Source organism: Ectopseudomonas composti (assembly GCF_001567565.1).
In the GTDB taxonomy this organism is placed as follows: Bacteria; Pseudomonadota; Gammaproteobacteria; order Pseudomonadales; family Pseudomonadaceae; genus Aquipseudomonas; species Aquipseudomonas composti_A.
Window position 1 is genome coordinate 235,771 of sequence record NZ_LSSW01000029.1, and the last position, 17,089, is coordinate 252,859.

15 protein-coding genes are annotated in these 17,089 nt (G+C 64.0%); 3 read left to right on the plus strand and 12 right to left on the minus strand.

Annotation, left to right across the window (positions count from 1 at the left end; translation table 11 throughout):
• Nucleotides 1-102 precede the first annotated feature (102 nt).
• From PCLY_RS17630 to PCLY_RS17650, 5 genes are all read right to left on the minus strand, one after another.
• On the minus strand, nucleotides 103-789 hold the full coding sequence (locus PCLY_RS17630) for an SDR family oxidoreductase (RefSeq protein WP_061240918.1): 687 nt from the start codon (nucleotides 787-789) through the stop codon (nucleotides 103-105).
• Nucleotides 790-893: 104 nt separating this feature from the next.
• Entirely contained in the window at nucleotides 894-1,478 is a 585-nt protein-coding gene (locus PCLY_RS17635; RefSeq protein WP_061240919.1) for an IMPACT family protein, read from the minus strand.
• The gene (locus tag PCLY_RS17640) at nucleotides 1,478-2,140 is read right to left on the minus strand and encodes a TetR/AcrR family transcriptional regulator (RefSeq protein ID WP_061240920.1); all 663 of its coding nucleotides are present in this window, start codon (nucleotides 2,138-2,140) and stop codon (nucleotides 1,478-1,480) included. Before PCLY_RS17640 ends, PCLY_RS17635 begins: the two co-directional genes overlap by 1 nt.
• Before the next feature lie 154 nt (nucleotides 2,141-2,294).
• Nucleotides 2,295-4,292 carry a methyl-accepting chemotaxis protein gene (locus PCLY_RS17645; RefSeq protein WP_061240921.1) on the minus strand — a complete coding sequence of 666 codons (1,998 nt, stop codon included), beginning with the start codon at nucleotides 4,290-4,292 and terminating at the stop codon, nucleotides 2,295-2,297.
• Between the two features lie 259 nt (nucleotides 4,293-4,551).
• Entirely contained in the window at nucleotides 4,552-5,469 is a 918-nt protein-coding gene (locus PCLY_RS17650) for a LysR family transcriptional regulator (protein WP_061240922.1), read from the minus strand.
• A gap of 189 nt (nucleotides 5,470-5,658) precedes the next feature.
• On the opposite strand from PCLY_RS17650, the gene aptA reads away from it, so the two are divergent.
• A complete protein-coding gene (aptA, locus tag PCLY_RS17655) occupies nucleotides 5,659-7,005 on the plus strand; it encodes an omega-aminotransferase AptA (RefSeq protein WP_061240923.1) in 1,347 nt (448 codons plus the stop codon).
• Between the two features lie 82 nt (nucleotides 7,006-7,087).
• Nucleotides 7,088-8,584 (plus strand): CoA-acylating methylmalonate-semialdehyde dehydrogenase, encoded by a 1,497-nt coding sequence (locus PCLY_RS17660; protein ID WP_061240924.1) that lies wholly within the window; start codon nucleotides 7,088-7,090, stop codon nucleotides 8,582-8,584.
• 214 nt (nucleotides 8,585-8,798) lie between these two features.
• Here the strand turns inward: PCLY_RS17660 and PCLY_RS17665 are convergent, their stop codons facing one another.
• Both PCLY_RS17665 and PCLY_RS17670 read right to left on the minus strand, forming a co-directional pair.
• The gene (locus tag PCLY_RS17665) at nucleotides 8,799-9,194 is read right to left on the minus strand and encodes a phosphatidylethanolamine N-methyltransferase family domain-containing protein (RefSeq protein WP_061240925.1); all 396 of its coding nucleotides are present in this window, start codon (nucleotides 9,192-9,194) and stop codon (nucleotides 8,799-8,801) included.
• A 459-nt stretch (nucleotides 9,195-9,653) separates the two neighbouring features.
• Nucleotides 9,654-9,860, minus strand: a complete 207-nt coding sequence (locus PCLY_RS17670) for a hypothetical protein (RefSeq protein WP_197432201.1) — start codon at nucleotides 9,858-9,860, stop codon at nucleotides 9,654-9,656.
• Between the two features lie 176 nt (nucleotides 9,861-10,036).
• Between PCLY_RS17670 and PCLY_RS17675 the strand changes: the two genes are divergently transcribed.
• A complete protein-coding gene (locus tag PCLY_RS17675) occupies nucleotides 10,037-10,864 on the plus strand; it encodes an arylamine N-acetyltransferase family protein (protein WP_061240927.1) in 828 nt (275 codons plus the stop codon).
• Between the two features lie 213 nt (nucleotides 10,865-11,077).
• Here the strand turns inward: PCLY_RS17675 and PCLY_RS17680 are convergent, their stop codons facing one another.
• From PCLY_RS17680 to PCLY_RS17705, 5 genes are all read right to left on the minus strand, one after another.
• Entirely contained in the window at nucleotides 11,078-11,905 is an 828-nt protein-coding gene (locus PCLY_RS17680; RefSeq protein WP_061240928.1) for an NYN domain-containing protein, read from the minus strand.
• A 90-nt stretch (nucleotides 11,906-11,995) separates the two neighbouring features.
• A complete protein-coding gene (locus tag PCLY_RS17685; protein ID WP_061240929.1) occupies nucleotides 11,996-13,786 on the minus strand; it encodes an ABC transporter ATP-binding protein/permease in 1,791 nt (596 codons plus the stop codon).
• A gap of 415 nt (nucleotides 13,787-14,201) precedes the next feature.
• The gene (locus tag PCLY_RS17695) at nucleotides 14,202-15,713 is read right to left on the minus strand and encodes a SulP family inorganic anion transporter (RefSeq protein ID WP_061240931.1); all 1,512 of its coding nucleotides are present in this window, start codon (nucleotides 15,711-15,713) and stop codon (nucleotides 14,202-14,204) included.
• Nucleotides 15,714-15,797: 84 nt separating this feature from the next.
• Nucleotides 15,798-16,529, minus strand: a complete 732-nt coding sequence (locus PCLY_RS17700; protein ID WP_061240932.1) for a carbonic anhydrase — start codon at nucleotides 16,527-16,529, stop codon at nucleotides 15,798-15,800.
• 299 nt (nucleotides 16,530-16,828) lie between these two features.
• Nucleotides 16,829-17,065 (minus strand): hypothetical protein, encoded by a 237-nt coding sequence (locus tag PCLY_RS17705; RefSeq protein ID WP_061240933.1) that lies wholly within the window; start codon nucleotides 17,063-17,065, stop codon nucleotides 16,829-16,831.
• Between the last annotated feature and the right edge of the window lie 24 nt (nucleotides 17,066-17,089).

A 17,089-nucleotide genomic window follows, 5' to 3' on the forward strand; every position in this document is an offset into this window, starting at 1 on the left:
GCCAGTAGCCTGGGTAGAGCGCAGCGAAACCCGGGGGCCATCGATGGGTTTCGTGGGTTCAATCCATCGATGGCACTGACCAATATCGGTTCGCAGCAAGGCTTACCAGGGCAGCGGATTGCCCTCGAAGTCCTGATAGCGCAGACCGGGTTGGCCGACGGCGGCGCTGACGTGTTGGACCATGCCCTTGCAGCTGCTGTCGATGTCCAGCGGGGCGTCGGCGCCGCCCATGTCGGTGCGCACCCAGCCGGGGTGCATCAGCAGTACGCCGAGGTGCGGATTGTCCTGGCCGCGCACGAAGCACTGCACGAGGTGGTTGAGCGCGGCCTTGCTGGCGCCGTACAGCGGCATGCCCAGGCCGGCGCCGGCCTCGATGCTGCCGAGGATCGAACTCATGAACACGATCAGGCCATGCTCGGCCGACAGCTGCGGCAGCAGGCGTTCGGCTACCCGCAGCGGGGCGACGGCGTTGGTCAGGAACAACTGGCCCATTTCCTCGGCATTGGCCTGTGCGGTGCTGTGGTGCGCGGGGCCGGCAACCCCGGCGTTGACGAAGATGACGTCGAACTGCTGACCGCTCAGGCGACCGGCCAACTGCTCGAGGCTGCCCGGATCGGTCATCTCCAACTGCTCCACGCGAACGCCGGGCAGTGCCTGCAGCGGCGCATGTTGCGCGGCGCTGCGCACGGTCGCGGTAACGGCCCAGCCCTGGGCGGCGAATTCACTGGCCAGACCAAGGCCGAGGCCGCGTGAGGCACCGATGATCAAAATGGATCGAGGCGCAGTCATATTCAGGCTCCATGACGGATGAGTGAGGCGCGTCAGCATAGCGTACTTGCTCTGTCAGCCAGGCGCCCTGGCTGCGGCCGCAAGCGGTTTGCCGGTCGCGCGCTTCAGGGCGCTTTCAGGCTCTCGCGGCCACGGCTGATATCGCCCAGCAGCCGCTCCAGCGTGGCGCGCTCGGCCGGTGCCACGGCCAGCTGCAGGCGCGCGCCGGTGGCGTCGTAGGCCTCGCTTTCGATCAGGCTGTCGAAGTCGTTCAGGCGCGCCTTGAATACTGGCAATTCGGCGAACTGCAGGTGACAGGTAAAGGTCTGGCGCACGACCAGTTCGCGGCGTTCGCCAGCCTGCAGGCACTTGGCTGCGCTGCCGCCATAGGCGCGGGCCAGACCGCCGGTGCCGAGCTGAATGCCGCCGTACCAGCGAATCACCAGCACCACCACCTGGTCGCAGTCCTGCCCTTCGATGGCCGCCAGTATCGGTCTGCCAGCGGTACCGCCGGGCTCGCCGTCGTCGTTGAAGCGGTACTGGTTACCGACCTTCCATGCCCAGCAGTTGTGCGAGGCGGCCGGTTCGCTGTAGCGGTCGATGAAGGCTTGCGCTTCGGCCGCGCTGGCAATCGGCGCGGCGAGGGCGATGAAGCGGCTCTTGCGAATCTCCTCGCGGTATTCGCAAGGGCCGAGCAGGGTGAACGCCATCAGGCTTTGGCGGCAGGCGTCAGGCCGCAGCCCTTGAGGATGATCTGCACCAGCTGGTCGGAGGCTTCCTCGAAGTCCTGCTTGGTCAGCCGCGAGCACTGCTTCACGCGGCAGATCTGCGAGGCGAAGTCGGCGTAGTGCTGAGTGCTGCCCCACAGCAGGAAGATCAGATGAATCGGGTCGACCGGGTCCATCTTGCCGGCGGCGATCCAGCTTTCGAACACGGCGGCGCGGCCGCGAAACCAGTCCAGGTAGTTCTGGTTGAAGTACTGCGACAGGCACTCACCGCCGCTGATCACTTCCATGGCGAAGATGCGCGAGGCTTTCGGATGACGCCGGGAAAACTCCATCTTGGCGCGAATGTAGCGCTCCAGCGCCTCGGCCGGATCGTCCTCGACGCTGAGGTTGTTGAAGGTGCTGTCCCAGAGTTCGAGGATGTTGCTCAGTACCGCCAGATACAGACCCAGCTTATTGCTGAAGTAATAGTGCAGGTTGGCCTTGGGCAGGCCGACGTTCTGCGCGATGGTGTTCATGCTGGTGCCCTTGAAGCCATGCCGGGCGAACTCTTCCTCGGCAGCCTTGATGATGGCTTCTTCGTTCTTCTGGCGGATGCGTCCGGCGGGCTTGCCGCTGGCGCTGTGTGCGTGGACTTCGAAGGTCATGGGCGATTCCGGAGTGATCTGGGAGCGGAGCGATTGCACAGATACCCCAGCCTTGGCCGGGTGACAAGCATCTGGGCGTGAAAAAGCCCGTTAAAGTCGGCCATGTCACGCTGCCTGGTCGGCCGTGGGCAGTGGCTGCCCACGGTTGTGTCGGTCACACCTTGAAGTTGGCGAGCAGGCCGTGCAGGTTGCGGGTCATGCCGGTCATCTCGTCGCTGACGTTCACCGTGCTCTGCGCTTCGTGGGCGTTGCTCTCGCTCAGGCTCTTGATCTCCAGTGTGTTCTGTTCCACGCCTTGCACCACTGCCGCCTGTTGCTCGGCCGCCGAGGCGATCTGGATATTGTGGTCGATGATCTGATCCATGCTGCCGGTGATCTGCTCGAAGATGCTGGCCGTCAGGGTGATCTGCTCGACGCTCTGCGCCGCGCTCTGGTGGCTGCCACGAATGGTCTTCACCGCGCTGCCGACCTGCTGACGCAGGCGGGCAATGGTCTGGTCGATCTCGCCGGTCAGCTCGTGAGAACGGATCGCCAGGCTGCGTACCTCGTCGGCCACCACGGCGAAACCGCGGCCCTGCTCGCCGGCCCGCGCCGCCTCGATGGCGGCGTTGAGCGCGAGCAGGTTGGTCTGTTCGGCGACGCTCTTGATCAGGTCGACGGCCTTGGCGATTTCTTTGCTTTCCTTCTCCACCGAGGTGATGGCGCCGATGGAGTCGTCCATCTCGCTGAACAACTGGGTGATGCGTGAAACCGCATGGTCGACCTGCACCCGGCCTTCGCGGCATTTCTCACCCGCCGTGTTGGCCTTGTCGGCGGTGACGTGAGAGTTCTGGCTGACCTCCTGAACGTTGCTGACCAGCTCGCTCATCGAGGTGGCGATCAGTTCCAGCTCGCTGGCCTGGCGCTCGACGCTGCGCTGGCTGGTGGAAGCGCTGTCGCTGACGCTCTGCGCCTTGTCCAGGGTGGTTTCGGAAAAATCTGCGACCTGAGCGATCAGCTCGCTCATGCGTGCCTGCATCTCGTTGAAGTCCTGGGCCAGGTCGCCCAGTTCGTCGCGTGCTGCAGTTTCCACGCGCTGGCGCAGGTCACCTTCGGCCATGCGCCGTGTGGCGCTGGTCAGGTCGCGAATGGCGCCACGGACCGAAAGGTAGAAACCGATGAACAGGTACACCAGCACGCTTACCACCAGCAGCAGGGAGCCGGCCCACAGACCCAGCTCGCGCTGGTTGGCGTCGGCGCGTCTTTGCAGCAGTGCGGCGGTTTCCTCCAGCAGCAGGCTGCTGGCCTTGTCCAGTTCGGCAGCCTGCGGTGCGTAGGACTGGTAACGCTGCAGCCACTGCTCCACCCCCTTCTGGTCGAAGTAGCCGCTCTGCGTGTAAGTGTCGATGATCTCGCGCTTGTACTGTTCGGCACCGCTGCGTGCCGCGTCGCGCATCAGCTGCTGCGCCTCGGCATTGCCTTTGGCCTCGGCGCCTTCGGCATAGCGTTGCAGGGTATTGAGCTGGTTGACGATGGCCGGGCGCGACGAGGATTCGAGGAAGCCGTAGGCGGTCATGTAGCTGGCGTAGGCGCGGGTCTGGTTGAGCGCCTCGTACAGCGGCAGCATCTGGTTGAGCAGCAGATCCACGTTGCGATAGATACGTGGGTTGCTGTCCTGGCTCAGCTTGGAGGCGGCGGCGATCTCGCGCATGTTGGCGCTCAGGACGTGCACGGCGGCCATGTGTTCGATCATCTGCGAACTCAGTCCCTGTACCGACAGCTTCTTGTCCAGGGCTTTGCCAGGGTCGGCTGCGGCCAGCTTCATGTTGACGAACTGGCTGCCGTCGAGCCAGGCATTGAGGGCACCGATATTGTTCACCAGCGATTCGCTGCGCCGCTCGATTTCCTGTTTGGCGTCATCCTTGTTACGGGCGTAGCCGATCACATGCATGCCCGCCTGCTCCAGTGCCTGGCGGTACACCGGCAGGTACTGCTCGATGGTCTGCAGGCCATGCAATTCATGATGCGATTGCTCCAGTGCATCGTTGACATCGGCCAGTTTGCTGATCGACAGCCAGCAGTAGGGCAGCATGAACACAGCGAAGATCAGTAGGAACTTGTGGGCATAGCGCGCGCGGTTCATCAACGTCAGAACCGGGGTGAAGAAAAACATTTCAAGCCTCGAAAACCAGGAGTCACGACAGCCAAGCCTACGGCCAGGGCGTTTGGGGGGGGGGAGGTGCAAACCTCTCTGGCGATCTGCCAGCAAGAAACTTGCCGTCATTTATATGACGACGAGAAGCCGGCAAAAACCTCTGCGCTTTGCCCGACTCGAAAGCCTGTCGCGTCGCAGGGCCTGAACCTCGGATTGAGCGCGTGCGCTGAGAATCTTGCTCGGGTTTGGTGCGTCGTGCGTTGGCGTGGTGCGTGAATCAGGCCTCGGCCAGGGCTTCGAGAAAACTCTCCAGCACCAGGTGTGCGCGTCGCCCCTTGCGGGTTACAGCGGCCAGGTTGATGTCGTAGTAGCGGCTGCTCGCTTTGAGTGTGCGCAGGCGTCCCTGTTGTACCCAGGCCTGGGCATAGTGATCCGGGAGGTAGCCAATGTAACGCCCGGTGAGGATCAGAAAGGCCATGCCTTCACGATCCGAGGCGCTGGCCGTGCAGTTCAGTGCCTGATAGTGGCTTTGCACTTCAGGGGGGACACGAAAGGTCGGGGCGATGGCCTCCTGGGCGTTGAGCCGCTGGTCTTCGAGCTGCTGGTCATCGACGTAGAACAACGGGTGGCCGACGGCGCAGTAGAGCAGCGAGCGTTCGTCGTACAGCGCCTGGTATTCCAGACCGGAGAGGGCGCCGACCTGCGGCACCACGCCGATGTGCAGGCGGCCGTCGAGCACGCCCTGTTCCACTTCCGAGGGCGGCGTCATGCGGATATGGATGCGTACGTCCGGCCCCTGCACCTTGAGGCGGGCCAGGGCATTGGTAATGCGCATGTGCGGGATGGTCACCAGGTTGTCGGTCAGGCCGATGTTCAGCTCGCCACGCAGGTGCTGGTGCAGGCCGTTGACCTCGGTGCGAAAGCTCTCCAGCGCTGCCAGCAGTTGCAGGGTGCTCTGGTACACCTCGCGGCCTTCCTCGGTGAGGGCGAAACCGGCGCGGCCGCGCTGGCACAGGCGCAGACCGAGGCGCTGTTCCAGGTCGCTCATCTGCTGGCTGATGGCCGAGCGGCCGATGCCCAGGGCGCTTTCCGCAGCGGAAAAACCGCCACATTCCACCACGCTGCGAAACAGTTTGAGCAGGCGGATTTCAAAGTCGCTGACCTGGGCCAGCGGATCGGGACGGCGGCTGCTCATTTGTTTAGTAGGCCTTGAACTGAAGATAAGAAGAGTATTGTTTTACTGACTCTATGCCCGTGGCACCTTTGCTGGCAACTGATGCCCTTACTTGTAGGAGCGGCTTCAGCCGCGATGGCTGTCGACAGTCGCGGCTAAAGCCCCTCCCACCAAGCCCCCGATCACACCGCCACTGCCGAGGCCACCCAGATGAACATGCCGCAGACCGCAACCCCGTCCCTGGCCAGCCAGCTCAAGCTGGATGCGCACTGGATGCCGTTCTCCGCCAACCGCAACTTCCAGCGCGACCCGCGTCTGATCGTCGGTGCCGAAGGTAGCTGGCTGACCGACGACCAGGGCCGCAAGGTCTACGACAGCCTGTCGGGCCTGTGGACCTGCGGCGCCGGTCACTCGCGCAAGGAAATTCAGGAAGCCGTGGCCAAGCAGCTCGGCACCCTCGACTATTCGCCGGGCTTCCAGTACGGCCACCCGCTGTCGTTCAAGCTGGCCGAGCAGGTCGCCGACCTGATGCCGGGCGAACTCAACCATGTGTTCTTCACCGGCTCCGGCTCCGAGTGCGCCGACACCGCGGTGAAGATGGCCAAGGCCTACTGGCGTCTGAAAGGCCAGGCCTCCAAGACCCGCTTCATCGGCCGTGCCCGTGGCTACCACGGGGTCAACATCGCCGGCACCGCCCTCGGTGGCATCGGCGGCAACCGCAAGATGTACGGCCAACTGATGGACGCCGACCACCTGCCGCACACCCTGCAGCCGGGCATGGCCTTCACCAGGGGCATGGCCGAAACCGGTGGCGTGGAGCTGGCCAACGAACTGCTTAAACTTATCGAGCTGCACGACGCCTCGAACATTGCGGCGGTGATCGTCGAGCCGATGTCCGGCTCCGCTGGCGCCATCGTGCCGCCGGTGGGCTACCTGCAACGCCTGCGCGAAATCTGCACGCAGCACAACATCCTGCTGATCTTCGACGAAGTGATCACCGGCTTCGGCCGCATGGGCAAGTGGAGCGGCGCGGAATTCTTCGGCGTCACCCCGGACCTGATGAACGTCGCCAAGCAGATCACCAACGGCGCCATCCCGCTGGGCGCGGTGATCGCCAGCAGCGAGATTTACAACACCTTCATGCAGCAGCCGTCGCCTGAGCACATGATCGAGTTCACCCATGGCTACACTTACTCGGCGCACCCGGTGGCCTGCGCCGCCGGCCTTGCCACGCTGGAACTGCTCAAGCGCGAGAACCTGATCCAGCAGTCCGCCGAGCTGGCACCGAAGTTCGAGGCCGCCCTGCATGGCCTCAAGGGGGCCAAGCACATCGTCGACATCCGCAACTGCGGCCTGGCTGGCGCTCTGCAGATCGCCCCGCGTGACGGCGACGCGGTGATCCGTCCCTTCGAGGCCGGCATGGCCCTGTGGAAGGCCGGGTTCTACGTGCGCTTCGGTGGCGACACCCTGCAGTTCGGGCCGACCTTCAACGCCAAGATGGAAGACCTCGACCGCGTCTTCAACGCCGTCGGCGACGTGCTGAACACGCTGGACTGATTCCTGTGGCAGGGGTTTGAGCCGCGACATTCATACGGTCACGGCGAAAACCCCTCCCACCCACCTGACTTTGGAGATTCCCATGAGCCACATCCCTCACCTGATCAACGGCGAACGCGTTGCCGGCAACGATCGCAGCGCTCCGGTGTACAACCCGTCCACCGGCGACTCCACCAGCGCCGTGGGTCTGGCCGACCGTGCCACCATGCAACTGGCCATCGACGCCGCCAAGGCGGCCTTCCCGGCCTGGCGCAACACGCCGCCGGCCAAGCGCGCGCAGATCATGTTCCGCTTCAAGCAACTGCTGGAGCAGAACGAAAACGAGATCGCCGCACTGATCAGCGCCGAGCATGGCAAGACCCTCGAAGACGCCGTCGGTGAGCTCAAGCGTGGTATCGAGAACGTCGAGTTCGCCTGCGCTGCCCCGGAAATCCTCAAGGGCGAATACAGCCGCAACGTCGGCCCGAACATCAACGCCTGGACCGATCTGCAGCCCATTGGCGTGGTCGCCGGGATCACCCCGTTCAACTTCCCGGCCATGGTGCCGCTGTGGATGTACCCACTGGCCATCGTCTGCGGCAACTGCTTCATCCTCAAACCGTCCGAGCGTGACCCCAGCTCAACCCTGCTGATTGCCGAGCTGCTGCTGCAGGCCGGTCTGCCCAAGGGCGTGCTCAACGTGGTCAATGGCGACAAGGACGCGGTCGACGCGCTGATCGAGGCGCCCGAGGTCAAGGCCCTGAGCTTCGTTGGCTCGACGCCGATCGCCGAGTACATCTACAGCGAAGGCACCAAGCGCGGCAAGCGCGTGCAGGCCCTCGGCGGGGCCAAAAACCACGCCGTACTGATGCCCGACGCCGACCTGGACAACGCTGTCAGCGCGCTGATGGGCGCGGCCTACGGCTCCTGCGGCGAGCGCTGCATGGCCATCTCGGTGGCCGTGTGCGTGGGCGACCAGATCGCTGACGCGCTGGTCAGCAAGATCGTGCCGCAGATCCAGGCACTGAAAATCGGTGCCGGTACTCAGTGCGGCCTGGATATGGGGCCGCTGGTCACTGCTGCTGCACGTGACAAGGTAGTGGGCTACATCCATGACGGTGTTGCTGCGGGTGCCAAGCTGGTGGTCGATGGCCGTGGTTACAGCGTGGCCGGTCACGAGAATGGCTACTTCGTCGGCGGCACCCTGTTCGACCGGGTCAAGCCTGACATGCGCATCTACAAGGAGGAGATCTTCGGCCCGGTGCTGTGCATCGTCCGCGTCGGCAGCCTGGAAGAAGCCATACAGCTGATCAACGATCATGAATACGGCAACGGCACCTGCATCTTCACCCGCGATGGTGAAGCCGCAAATCTGTTCTGCGACGAAATCGAAGTGGGCATGGTTGGCGTCAACGTGCCGCTGCCGGTGCCGGTGAGCTACCACAGCTTTGGCGGTTGGAAGCGCTCGCTGTTCGGCGACCTGCATGCCTACGGCCCGGACGGCGTGCGCTTCTACACCCGCAAGAAGGCCATCACCCAACGCTGGCCGGCACGCAAGAGCCACGAAGCAGCGCAGTTCGCCTTCCCCAGCAATGGCTGAATGAGCTGCAGCACTGAAGCAAAAGGCCGGTCGCGAGATCGGCCTTTTTCTTGGTCGCAGTGTCGCGGTGCTTGGGCTTCTCGTAGGAGCGGCTTCAGCCGCGAATGAACGTGCAAGCACCAGCGATGCAATACCTGACCAACCTTACGGCGCTGGTAGCAATGGTTGATTCGAACGGGCAGAAAAAAGGGGAGCCATTGGCTCCCCTTTTTCGTCAGCGGGAAAGGCGGTGGTTTTTCCGCAGGTCGACCAGATCCTGATAGGTGCAGGTTTGTGGCGTCGGGCCAGTCAGGTCGTAGCAGCGCTGGCCGAAGCCCATCGGCCAGTAGGCGATGCCCACCGGCGGCCAGAAGATCGAGGCAACGCGAAAGCGTGTCTTCAGGCGGCCGCTCTGGATGACATGCGACTGTTTGTCTTCCAGGCGATAAGGCACGCCGCCTGCTGCGCCCCAGGAGAACGGACGCGTCTTGACCAGGCCTTGGTTGTGCTGCGCCGGGCGTTCATTGACGATGAGGGCGCTATCGTCGGGGAGTTTGACCCAGGTGGCAGTGGAACAACCGCTGACGATGATGGCGGCTGCCAGCATGGCGGCAGACTTGAGCGAAGACATCCGGAATACATCCTTGTCGTAGTGCTGATAGGGGCGCGTACTATAAAGGCTTATGGCTATCAGGAAAGTGCCGAATGTCCGTTACCAGTGGATAGCGGCAAGGCATTGAAGAAAAAGCCCGGCTCTGGCCGTAATGCTGTTCGCTTAAGGTTGCACGCGTTTGGCTCCCCTCTCCCATTTATGGGGCGTAAGCGGAAATAGCGAAGCACTGCTTCGCCCGCTGAAGCGCCCTGAGCTCTGCGAAGGGCTGGGGCGCAGGGCGGGGGCTGGGGGAGAGGGCCGAAAACACCGCAAACCTGCCAGTTTTCCCCTCTCCGAACGCGGCCCGCCCTAACCCTCTCCCCAAAGGGGCGAGGGGACTAATCGCGTCCGACCATTTCTTATGTGAACAGCATTACGGTCATGCGAGCGGCCTTCCTGGTATCAGGCGGCGCATTGTTCCCAGCCACGGGCCGCCGCTCACTGCGCCTGATCGATGGCCTGTTGCAGGCGCTGGGTGCTCGCCGCATTGGCCTGGTCGATCTGCTGTTTGAGTTGCTCCATCTGCTGCTGCGCCTGTTTGGCCTGCTCCGCCTGGAGCGAGGCCGTGGCGGCCGTCTCCCCGGCGCCGCAGCCGCTCAGGGCGAACAACAGGGCAAAGGTGCAGAAGCGGTGCAGGCGCATCATGGAGTCCTCGAACGAGCGTGTGTGCTGGAAGACAGATTGGCGCATTTTTGCCGGTTTGTATGTGCCGGTTGCCGCAAACCGAAGGCGCTGATTCGATTACGGCAGGTGGCTTGTGGCATGTCGTCTATCCATGTCCTCTGGTAAAACGGTCGCCAGGTAGAAAAGGGAGATGCACGATGACAGCGCCATTGTTGCTGGATCTACACACCTATCTCGGGCGTCTGGGCTATTGCTCGGCGCCCCCGGCGACCCTCGACACTCTGCGCGAACTGCAGGCGCGGCACACCGCCGAGTTTCCCTTCGAAACCCTGGCGAGCATGCTGCGGGTACCGGTGGAGGTCGAGCCAGCGGCGATCCAGGACAAGCTCCTGCGCCAGGGCCGTGGCGGTTACTGCTTCGAGCTCAACCGCCTGTACCTGCTGCTGTTGCAGGCCTTGGGCTTCGACGCGCGCGGTTTGACCGGCCGCGTGGTGATGGGCGGCCCGGAAGATGCTCTGCCGGCTCGCACCCATATGCTGGTGCTGGTAACCATCGATGGTGTGCGCTACATCACCGATGTCGGCTTCGGCGGCATGGTGCCGACCGGGCCCTTGCTGCTCGACAGCGAGGCGCAGCAGTTCACGCCGCATGAGCCCTATCGCCTGACACTGGTGGACGGCACCTACACCCTGCGTGCATTGGTGGCCGGCAGCTGGCGGGCGATGTATCTGTTCGATCTGCAGAAGGTGGCGGATATCGATTACGTGGTGGGTAACTGGTACGTGTGCACCCACCCAGATTCGCCCTTTCTTGGCCAGATGATCGCTGCGCGCACTGGACCAGGCCTGCGCAAGACGCTGAACAATGGCAGCTTCGCCATCCATCGCCTGGGACAGGCCAGTGAACGGGTGCAGTTGCAGGGTGTCGACGAGGTCCTGAAGGTGTTGCGCGAGGAGTTCGGCATTCGGGTGCCGGAGCATCCCCAGCTTCGAGAGATCATCGCGCGTTTGATCGCCGGAGCGTGAAAGCGGAGGCTGGCCGGTATCGTCGAGCTTTTGTAGGAGGGGCTTCAGCGCGACCCAAAGCCCCCAATCTGTAGGAGCGGCTTCAGCCGCGAAAATCTCTCAGCCAATCAAGATCGCTGAAAGAACGCGATCAGTCCCCCTTTTCCATACACGAGAGAGGCTTTGCGCCCGGTGTGCGTTCAGGCCTCGCGAAGGGGGAGTGGTGAGTTCCTATCATTTGCTCGGTTTTCGATTTCGCACGGCGAGAGCCTGACCACCGGTCGTGGTCGCCCCCAGAACTTGCAGCTCAAAGCGGTCATTTTGCGCCTTGATCAGGTCGCTCAGCTTCTTGAAACCGTACATCCGCGCGTCAAAGTCCGAGCGTATCTTGCTGATGTTCGAGCCCAGCAGGCCCAGGTGGCACCAACCGTCCTCATCGGAGTTGTCGTCGATCACTTTGGCGATGAAGTCCACCGGCACTTTCAGTGGTTTGACCTTGCTCGGTGTTGGTTGCGCGGCGGGTTTGCTTTCCGCCGAGGCGGCAGGTGTCGGTGCTGCGGCAGATGCGTCGCTGATGGCGCTTTCAGGCTCCGCAGCCGGTGCGTCGTTGCGCAGCAGCTCGGTATAGATGAATTTGTCGCAGGCCGAAACGAACGGTTTGGGTGTTTTCTGTTCACCGAAACCGATGACTTCCAGGCCTTCTTCACGTATCCGGGCGGCCAGACGAGTGAAGTCGCTGTCGCTGGAAACCAGGCAGAAACCTTCGAAACGCCGCGTGTAGAGCAGGTCCATGGCATCGATGATCAGCGAGCTGTCGGTGGCGTTCTTGCCCTTGGTGTAGGCGAACTGCTGGATCGGCTGGATGGAGTGTTCGAGCAGCACTTTCTTCCAACTGCCGAGGTTGGGCTGCGTCCAGTCGCCATAGATGCGCTTGACGCTGGCGACGCCGTACTTGGCGATCTCTTCGAAAAGGCCTTCGACTATGGCTGCGGGGGCGTTGTCTGCATCGATCAGGACGGCGAAGTGCTTGTGCTGGCGGGCGCTGCTGGGTTTGCTGGCCATGGTGCGTCCTTGCGAGGGCGATGCACCGACCTTACTGCGAAATGAAGGCTCTGCGCCATAGCCCGAAAGGCTATGGCGCTTTGCTTTGAATCAGCCGTTGCGGCTACTCAGTTGCCAGGCGCCTTTGCCGTCCAGGTCGAGCTGGTGGCTGTGGAAGGCGGCGAGGGTGTGGCGGTGGCCGACGCTGATCAGCAGGGTGTCGGGCAACTCGCGGCGCAGCAGGGTGTAGAGCGACTGCTCCAGACCTTCGTCCATCGCCGAGCTGGATTCGTCGAGAAAAGCCACCGCCGGGCGGTTGTAGAGCAGGCGGGCAAAGGCCAGGCGTTGTTGTTCGCCCAGGGACAATACCCGGCTCCAGTCGCCGGGTTCGTCCAGGCGGCCTGCCAGGTGCGGTAGGCAGACTTGCTCCAGCACCTGTTGCATACGCTCGCGGTCGTCGCCCGGTTCGGCGGGGTAGGCGAGGGCGCTGCGCAGATCGCCCAGTGGCAGGTACGGGCGTTGCGCGAGGAACAGCGCCTGGTGCCCGGTGGGCCGCGCCACCTGGCCGTCGGCGTAGGGCCAGAGGCCCGCCAGGGCGCGCAGCAGGGTGGTCTTGCCGCAACCGGAGGGGCCGCGCACCAGCAGGGCCTGGCCAGCGTGCAGGTCAAGGTTGAGGCCATCGACCAGCAGCTGGCCGTCCGGGCGTTGCAGGTGCAGGTTTTCGACGTACAAGCCGCTGGCTTGGGCGTGGGTGGTGACGTGCGGCAGTTCGCGGGCCTGCTGGTTGGCGTCGAGCAGGCCGCTCAGGCGGTTGAGGGTGGCGCGGTACTGGGCGAAGGCGTCGTAGCTGCTGCGGAAGAACGACAGGGCGTCCTGCACCTGGCCGAAGGCCTGCGCGGTCTGCATCACGTCGCCGAGCTTGATGGCGCCGCTGAAGAAGCGCGGCGCCTGGATGATGAAGGGGAAGACCACGGCTACCTGGCTGACGCCGAGGTTGAAACCGTCGAATTTCAGGGTTCGGTAGACCAGCGCCCAGAGGTTTTCCACCAATGCGGCGAAGCGGCCCAGCAGGGTGCGCCGCTCCACGTCACGGCCCTGGTAGAAGGCGACGTTCTCGGCGTATTCGCGCAGGCGCACCAGGGCGTAACGGAAGTTGGCCGAGCGCTGCTCGTTGAGGAAGTTCAGGCGGATCAACGGGCGGCCGAGGCGGAAGGCGATCAGTGTGGCGATGATCACGTAGATGTACACGGCGAATACCATGGCCCGGGGGATTTCCACGCCGGCCACCGTCAGTGGTGCGGACAGCCCCCAGAGAATGGCGCTGAAGGCCACCAGCGAGACCAGCGAGCTGACCGCGCCTAGCGAGAGTCGCAGCGAGCCGGAGACGAAGGCGGCGACGTCCAGCTCGATACGCTGGTCGGGGTTGTCGATCGGCTGGTCGAGGAACTGGCCACGGTAGTAGGCATCGCCCTTGAGCCAGTCATCGGTCAGGCGCTGGTTTAGCCAGGTGCGCCAGTGGATGCTCAGCGCCTGGTTGACGTAGAAGTCGAACAGCGCCCGCGTGACATGGATGGCGGCGAGGATGGCGAAGATCCCCAGCATGAACCAGAACGCCTGCTGATCCAGCTCCTGCAAGGCGCTGTAGAAGCCGTTGTACCAGAAGGAGAACAGCACGTTCATGCGCACCGCGAATAGCGACAGCAGCAGGAGCAGGGCGAAGGTCAGCAGCGGTCGCCAGCTGTTGCGCGGGTTGAGGTAGGGCCCGGCGATCTGCCAGAACTGGCGACCCCAGCGGGTGAATCGCACCAGGGCGAAGGCGGTGAGGCTGAAGCCGACGAGGGTGCACAGTGAAGCGATGGCCAGCCAGATCAGGCTGTCGGTGAGGGCTTGGTGCCAATCCATAAGGTGTGGGTTCCGCGATGCTTCGACAGGGAGGGGGGTGCCGGAGGGCCGGCTGCCGAGACTGCAGGCGTGAGTTATACGCCTGTGTTGCAGACTTTTCGCCGCTTCGTGGGTTCCGGGGGCTACGGCCTTTGTGAAAGTCGGACGGCTGCCGTTCAGGTTGCGATCGGTTGTGGCTATTGCGCCTGTTTCAGCGCCTGTTGCAGGCGATGGGTATTGGCCGCGTTGGCCTGGTCGATCGGCTGCTGGGCTTGCAAGCTGGTGCCGGCGGCGGTTTTACCCGCGCCACGGGCGCCGAGGTTGAGGCGCTGGGCAATGGGGCGACCGCATGGTGGGCCTCAAGCGAGTGATAGCAACTCAATAGAGTGGCGATTTCGCCTGGTTTGTATGCGCCACCATGCGCAATGTGTTGCGATCAGGCCAGTGCGGTGCGTTGCCGGCCTTCCACCCGGCGTTTCAACGCCGCGCCTTCGACGATATCCAGCCCGCCGCCTTGGGCTCGGGCAGAGCGGCCCCAGTCTTCCAGCAGTTCCATGCAGGCGTGGTCGATGTAGCGCACGTTGGCCAGGCTCACCTGCAGGCGCGTGCCCGGAGCGACTTCGCCGAGGACGGCCGCCAGTTGCGGTACGCGCAGGAAGGTCGCCGCGCCCTTCATGCGCAGCTCGGCGCTGTCCGGGCCGGTGGCTACCAGCTTCACGCGCAGGCGCGAGGCGTTCCACACCAGCTTCAGCAGGGTCATGGCGAAGCCCACCAGCACGCCGGTCAGCAGGTCGGTGAGGACGATGCACAGCGCTGTGGCGGCGTAGATGAACACAGGCGCGCGGCCATACTGACCGAGGCTGCGCATGGCCTTGGGATCGACCAGCTTGCAGCCGGTGTATACCAGTACCGCGCCGAGGCTGGCCACCGGAATGCTCTGCAGTACGCTGGGCAGCAGGGCGACCAGGGCCAGCAACCAGGCGCCGTGGAGGATGGTCGAGGCGCGGCCGCGTGCGCCGGCCTGGACGTTGGCCGAGCTGCGCACGATCACGCCGGTCATCGGCAGCGCACCGACCGCGCCACAGAGCATGTTGCCAATGCCCTGGGCCGACAACTCACGGTTGAACCGCGCGCGCGGGCCATCGTGCATGCGGTCGACGGCGGCGGCGGAGAGCAAGGTCTCGGCGCTGGCGATGAAGGCCAGCGCCAATGCCGCGATCAGCAGTTGCGGGTCGGCCAGGCTGGCGAGCCCCTGCGGGGTGATCCAGTCGATGGCGTCGCCAAGATTGGCCGGCAGCTCCACACGCTTGACCGGCAAGGTCAGCCAGAGACTGATCAGCGTGGCCAGTGTCACGCCAACCAGGGCGCCGGGCAGAAAGCGCAGCGGCGCCGGACGAAAGCGCTCCCACAGCCAGATGCTGGCGATGGTGCCGAGACCCACCGCTCCGGCGATCATGGCATTGCCACCGGCCAGGCTCAGGGCATCGAGCACGGCACCGGGAAAGGCCAGCAAATTGTCCAGGCCCGATGCCTGAGGCGAGGCATCGATCATCACGTGCACTTGCGACAGTACGATGAGGATGCCGATGCCGGCGAGCATGCCGTAGACCACCGCCGGCGCAGTGACGCGAAACCAGCCGCCCAGGCGCAGGCTGCCAGCGACCAGCTGGATCAGGCCGGCGAGCAGCAATACCGGGCCGAGCGCGGCCATGCCGTGGGTGCGTACCAGCTCGAATACCAGCACCGCCAGGCCGGCTGCCGGACCACTGACTTGCAGTGGTGCGCCGGCGATGAAGCCGACCACCAGACCGCCGATGATGCCGGTGATCAGGCCCTTGGCCGGCGGCATGCCGGAGGCGATGGCAATGCCCATGCACAGCGGCAGGGCGACGAGAAAGACCACCACGGACGCCAGCGCGTCCCGTGGCAGTGTGCGAAATACATTCATGGTGCTATCTCTCCTTGTCCACCTCGTGAACAAAAGCAGCCAGTACCCGCGCCGTTCCAGGCGCAGGCAGGGGGAAACGAGTGATCAGGCGCTGGCGTAGCGCGGTTGCGGGGTGGCGCAGGGCTGCTCGTCGCCGTCCAGCGCCAGGAAGTTGCCCGAGGCTGCGTCATAGGCGCGAATGCCGCCGCTGTCGATGTCGTAGACCCAGCCGTGGATGTGCAGCTGGCCACTGGCGATGCGCGCGGCGACCGAGGGATGGGTCCGCAGGTGGTCGAGTTGGGCCACCACGTTCTCCTCGGTCAGCACACCGAGGGTTTCGTGGGCGCTGCCACAGCTGCAGTTGTCCGCCACCACGCTGCGCGCCACTTCGGCGTGGCGCAGCCAGGCACGTACCGTGGGCATGCCATCGAGGCTGGCCGGGTTGAGCACGGCTTTCATCGCGCCACAGTCGGAATGGCCGCAGACGATGATGTGCTGCACGCCTAGCGCCAGTACCGCGTATTCGATGGCGGTGGAGACGCCGCCGTTCATCTGTCCGTAGGGTGGCACCACGTTGCCCACGTTGCGGGTGACGAAGAGGGTGCCGGGGTCGCTCTGGGTGATCAGCTCCGGCACGATGCGCGAATCGGCGCAGGTGATGAACATCGCGCTGGGCGACTGTGCCGAGGCCAGGCGCTTGAATAGCGCCTGCTGCTGCGGGTAGACCTCCTGACGAAAACGCCGAAAGCCCTGTACCAGTTGGTGCAGAGCGGTCTGGGCGGTGTCCTTGGCTACGGGACGCAGGGTGTTGCCGGTTCGGGAAGCGGTTGAGTTCATCGTTGCATCTCCTGTGATCTTCATCGGTGACGTTCTCGACTGCCAGCCAAACGCCTGTGACCAATTGGTCACTTCCAGGGCAACGATAAGGATTATTACTTAATCAAAACTGAACGGAAGGCTCTAAAACGCCACTATCCGGCCATTCCAGGGGGCAATTTCTGCAGCAAAAGGGCGTTCGCGAGGGATGGGGATCGATGAACGGTGCGTCTGCTCGGGTTGCGCGGGTACGAGCCGCCAGGCGATTCACCTGCAGATACAGGGTGCATCACCTGGCGAACAGTGGGCTGTGCTGTGGCTTAGTGCTCGCCCTTCAGCGCGCCGCTGAGGCCGAACATCAGCACCAGCAGGTTGGCGTCGGGCTTGGCCACTGGTTGCCCCTGTTTACGCAGGGGCGCAATGGGGCAGGGGGCCAGTGCTGAGCAGTCATGGGTTTCCAGTACGCGCGGGCCGGGCTCCTGCCAGGCGGCGGCAGCAATCGCCGTTACGCTGAGGGCGAGGCCGAGAAACAAACCTCGTGCTATTCCTAACTTCATTTTGCTAACCCCTTGAAAGCGCTG

Bases quoted from the DNA above. Each gene is read 5' to 3' on its own strand.
- PCLY_RS17630 (WP_061240918.1), bottom strand. From the start codon at position 789: ATGACTGCGCCTCGATCCATTTTGATCATCGGTGCCTCACGCGGCCTC.
- PCLY_RS17635 (WP_061240919.1), bottom strand. From the start codon at position 1,478: ATGGCGTTCACCCTGCTCGGCCCTTGCGAATACCGCGAGGAGATTCGC.
- PCLY_RS17640 (WP_061240920.1), bottom strand. From the start codon at position 2,140: ATGACCTTCGAAGTCCACGCACACAGCGCCAGCGGCAAGCCCGCCGGA.
- PCLY_RS17645 (WP_061240921.1), bottom strand. From the start codon at position 4,292: ATGTTTTTCTTCACCCCGGTTCTGACGTTGATGAACCGCGCGCGCTAT.
- PCLY_RS17650 (WP_061240922.1), bottom strand. From the start codon at position 5,469: ATGAGCAGCCGCCGTCCCGATCCGCTGGCCCAGGTCAGCGACTTTGAA.
- aptA (WP_061240923.1), top strand. From the start codon at position 5,659: ATGAACATGCCGCAGACCGCAACCCCGTCCCTGGCCAGCCAGCTCAAG.
- PCLY_RS17660 (WP_061240924.1), top strand. From the start codon at position 7,088: ATGAGCCACATCCCTCACCTGATCAACGGCGAACGCGTTGCCGGCAAC.
- PCLY_RS17665 (WP_061240925.1), bottom strand. From the start codon at position 9,194: ATGTCTTCGCTCAAGTCTGCCGCCATGCTGGCAGCCGCCATCATCGTC.
- PCLY_RS17670 (WP_197432201.1), bottom strand. From the start codon at position 9,860: ATGATGCGCCTGCACCGCTTCTGCACCTTTGCCCTGTTGTTCGCCCTG.
- PCLY_RS17675 (WP_061240927.1), top strand. From the start codon at position 10,037: ATGACAGCGCCATTGTTGCTGGATCTACACACCTATCTCGGGCGTCTG.
- PCLY_RS17680 (WP_061240928.1), bottom strand. From the start codon at position 11,905: ATGGCCAGCAAACCCAGCAGCGCCCGCCAGCACAAGCACTTCGCCGTC.
- PCLY_RS17685 (WP_061240929.1), bottom strand. From the start codon at position 13,786: ATGGATTGGCACCAAGCCCTCACCGACAGCCTGATCTGGCTGGCCATC.
- PCLY_RS17695 (WP_061240931.1), bottom strand. From the start codon at position 15,713: ATGAATGTATTTCGCACACTGCCACGGGACGCGCTGGCGTCCGTGGTG.
- PCLY_RS17700 (WP_061240932.1), bottom strand. From the start codon at position 16,529: ATGAACTCAACCGCTTCCCGAACCGGCAACACCCTGCGTCCCGTAGCC.
- PCLY_RS17705 (WP_061240933.1), bottom strand. From the start codon at position 17,065: ATGAAGTTAGGAATAGCACGAGGTTTGTTTCTCGGCCTCGCCCTCAGC.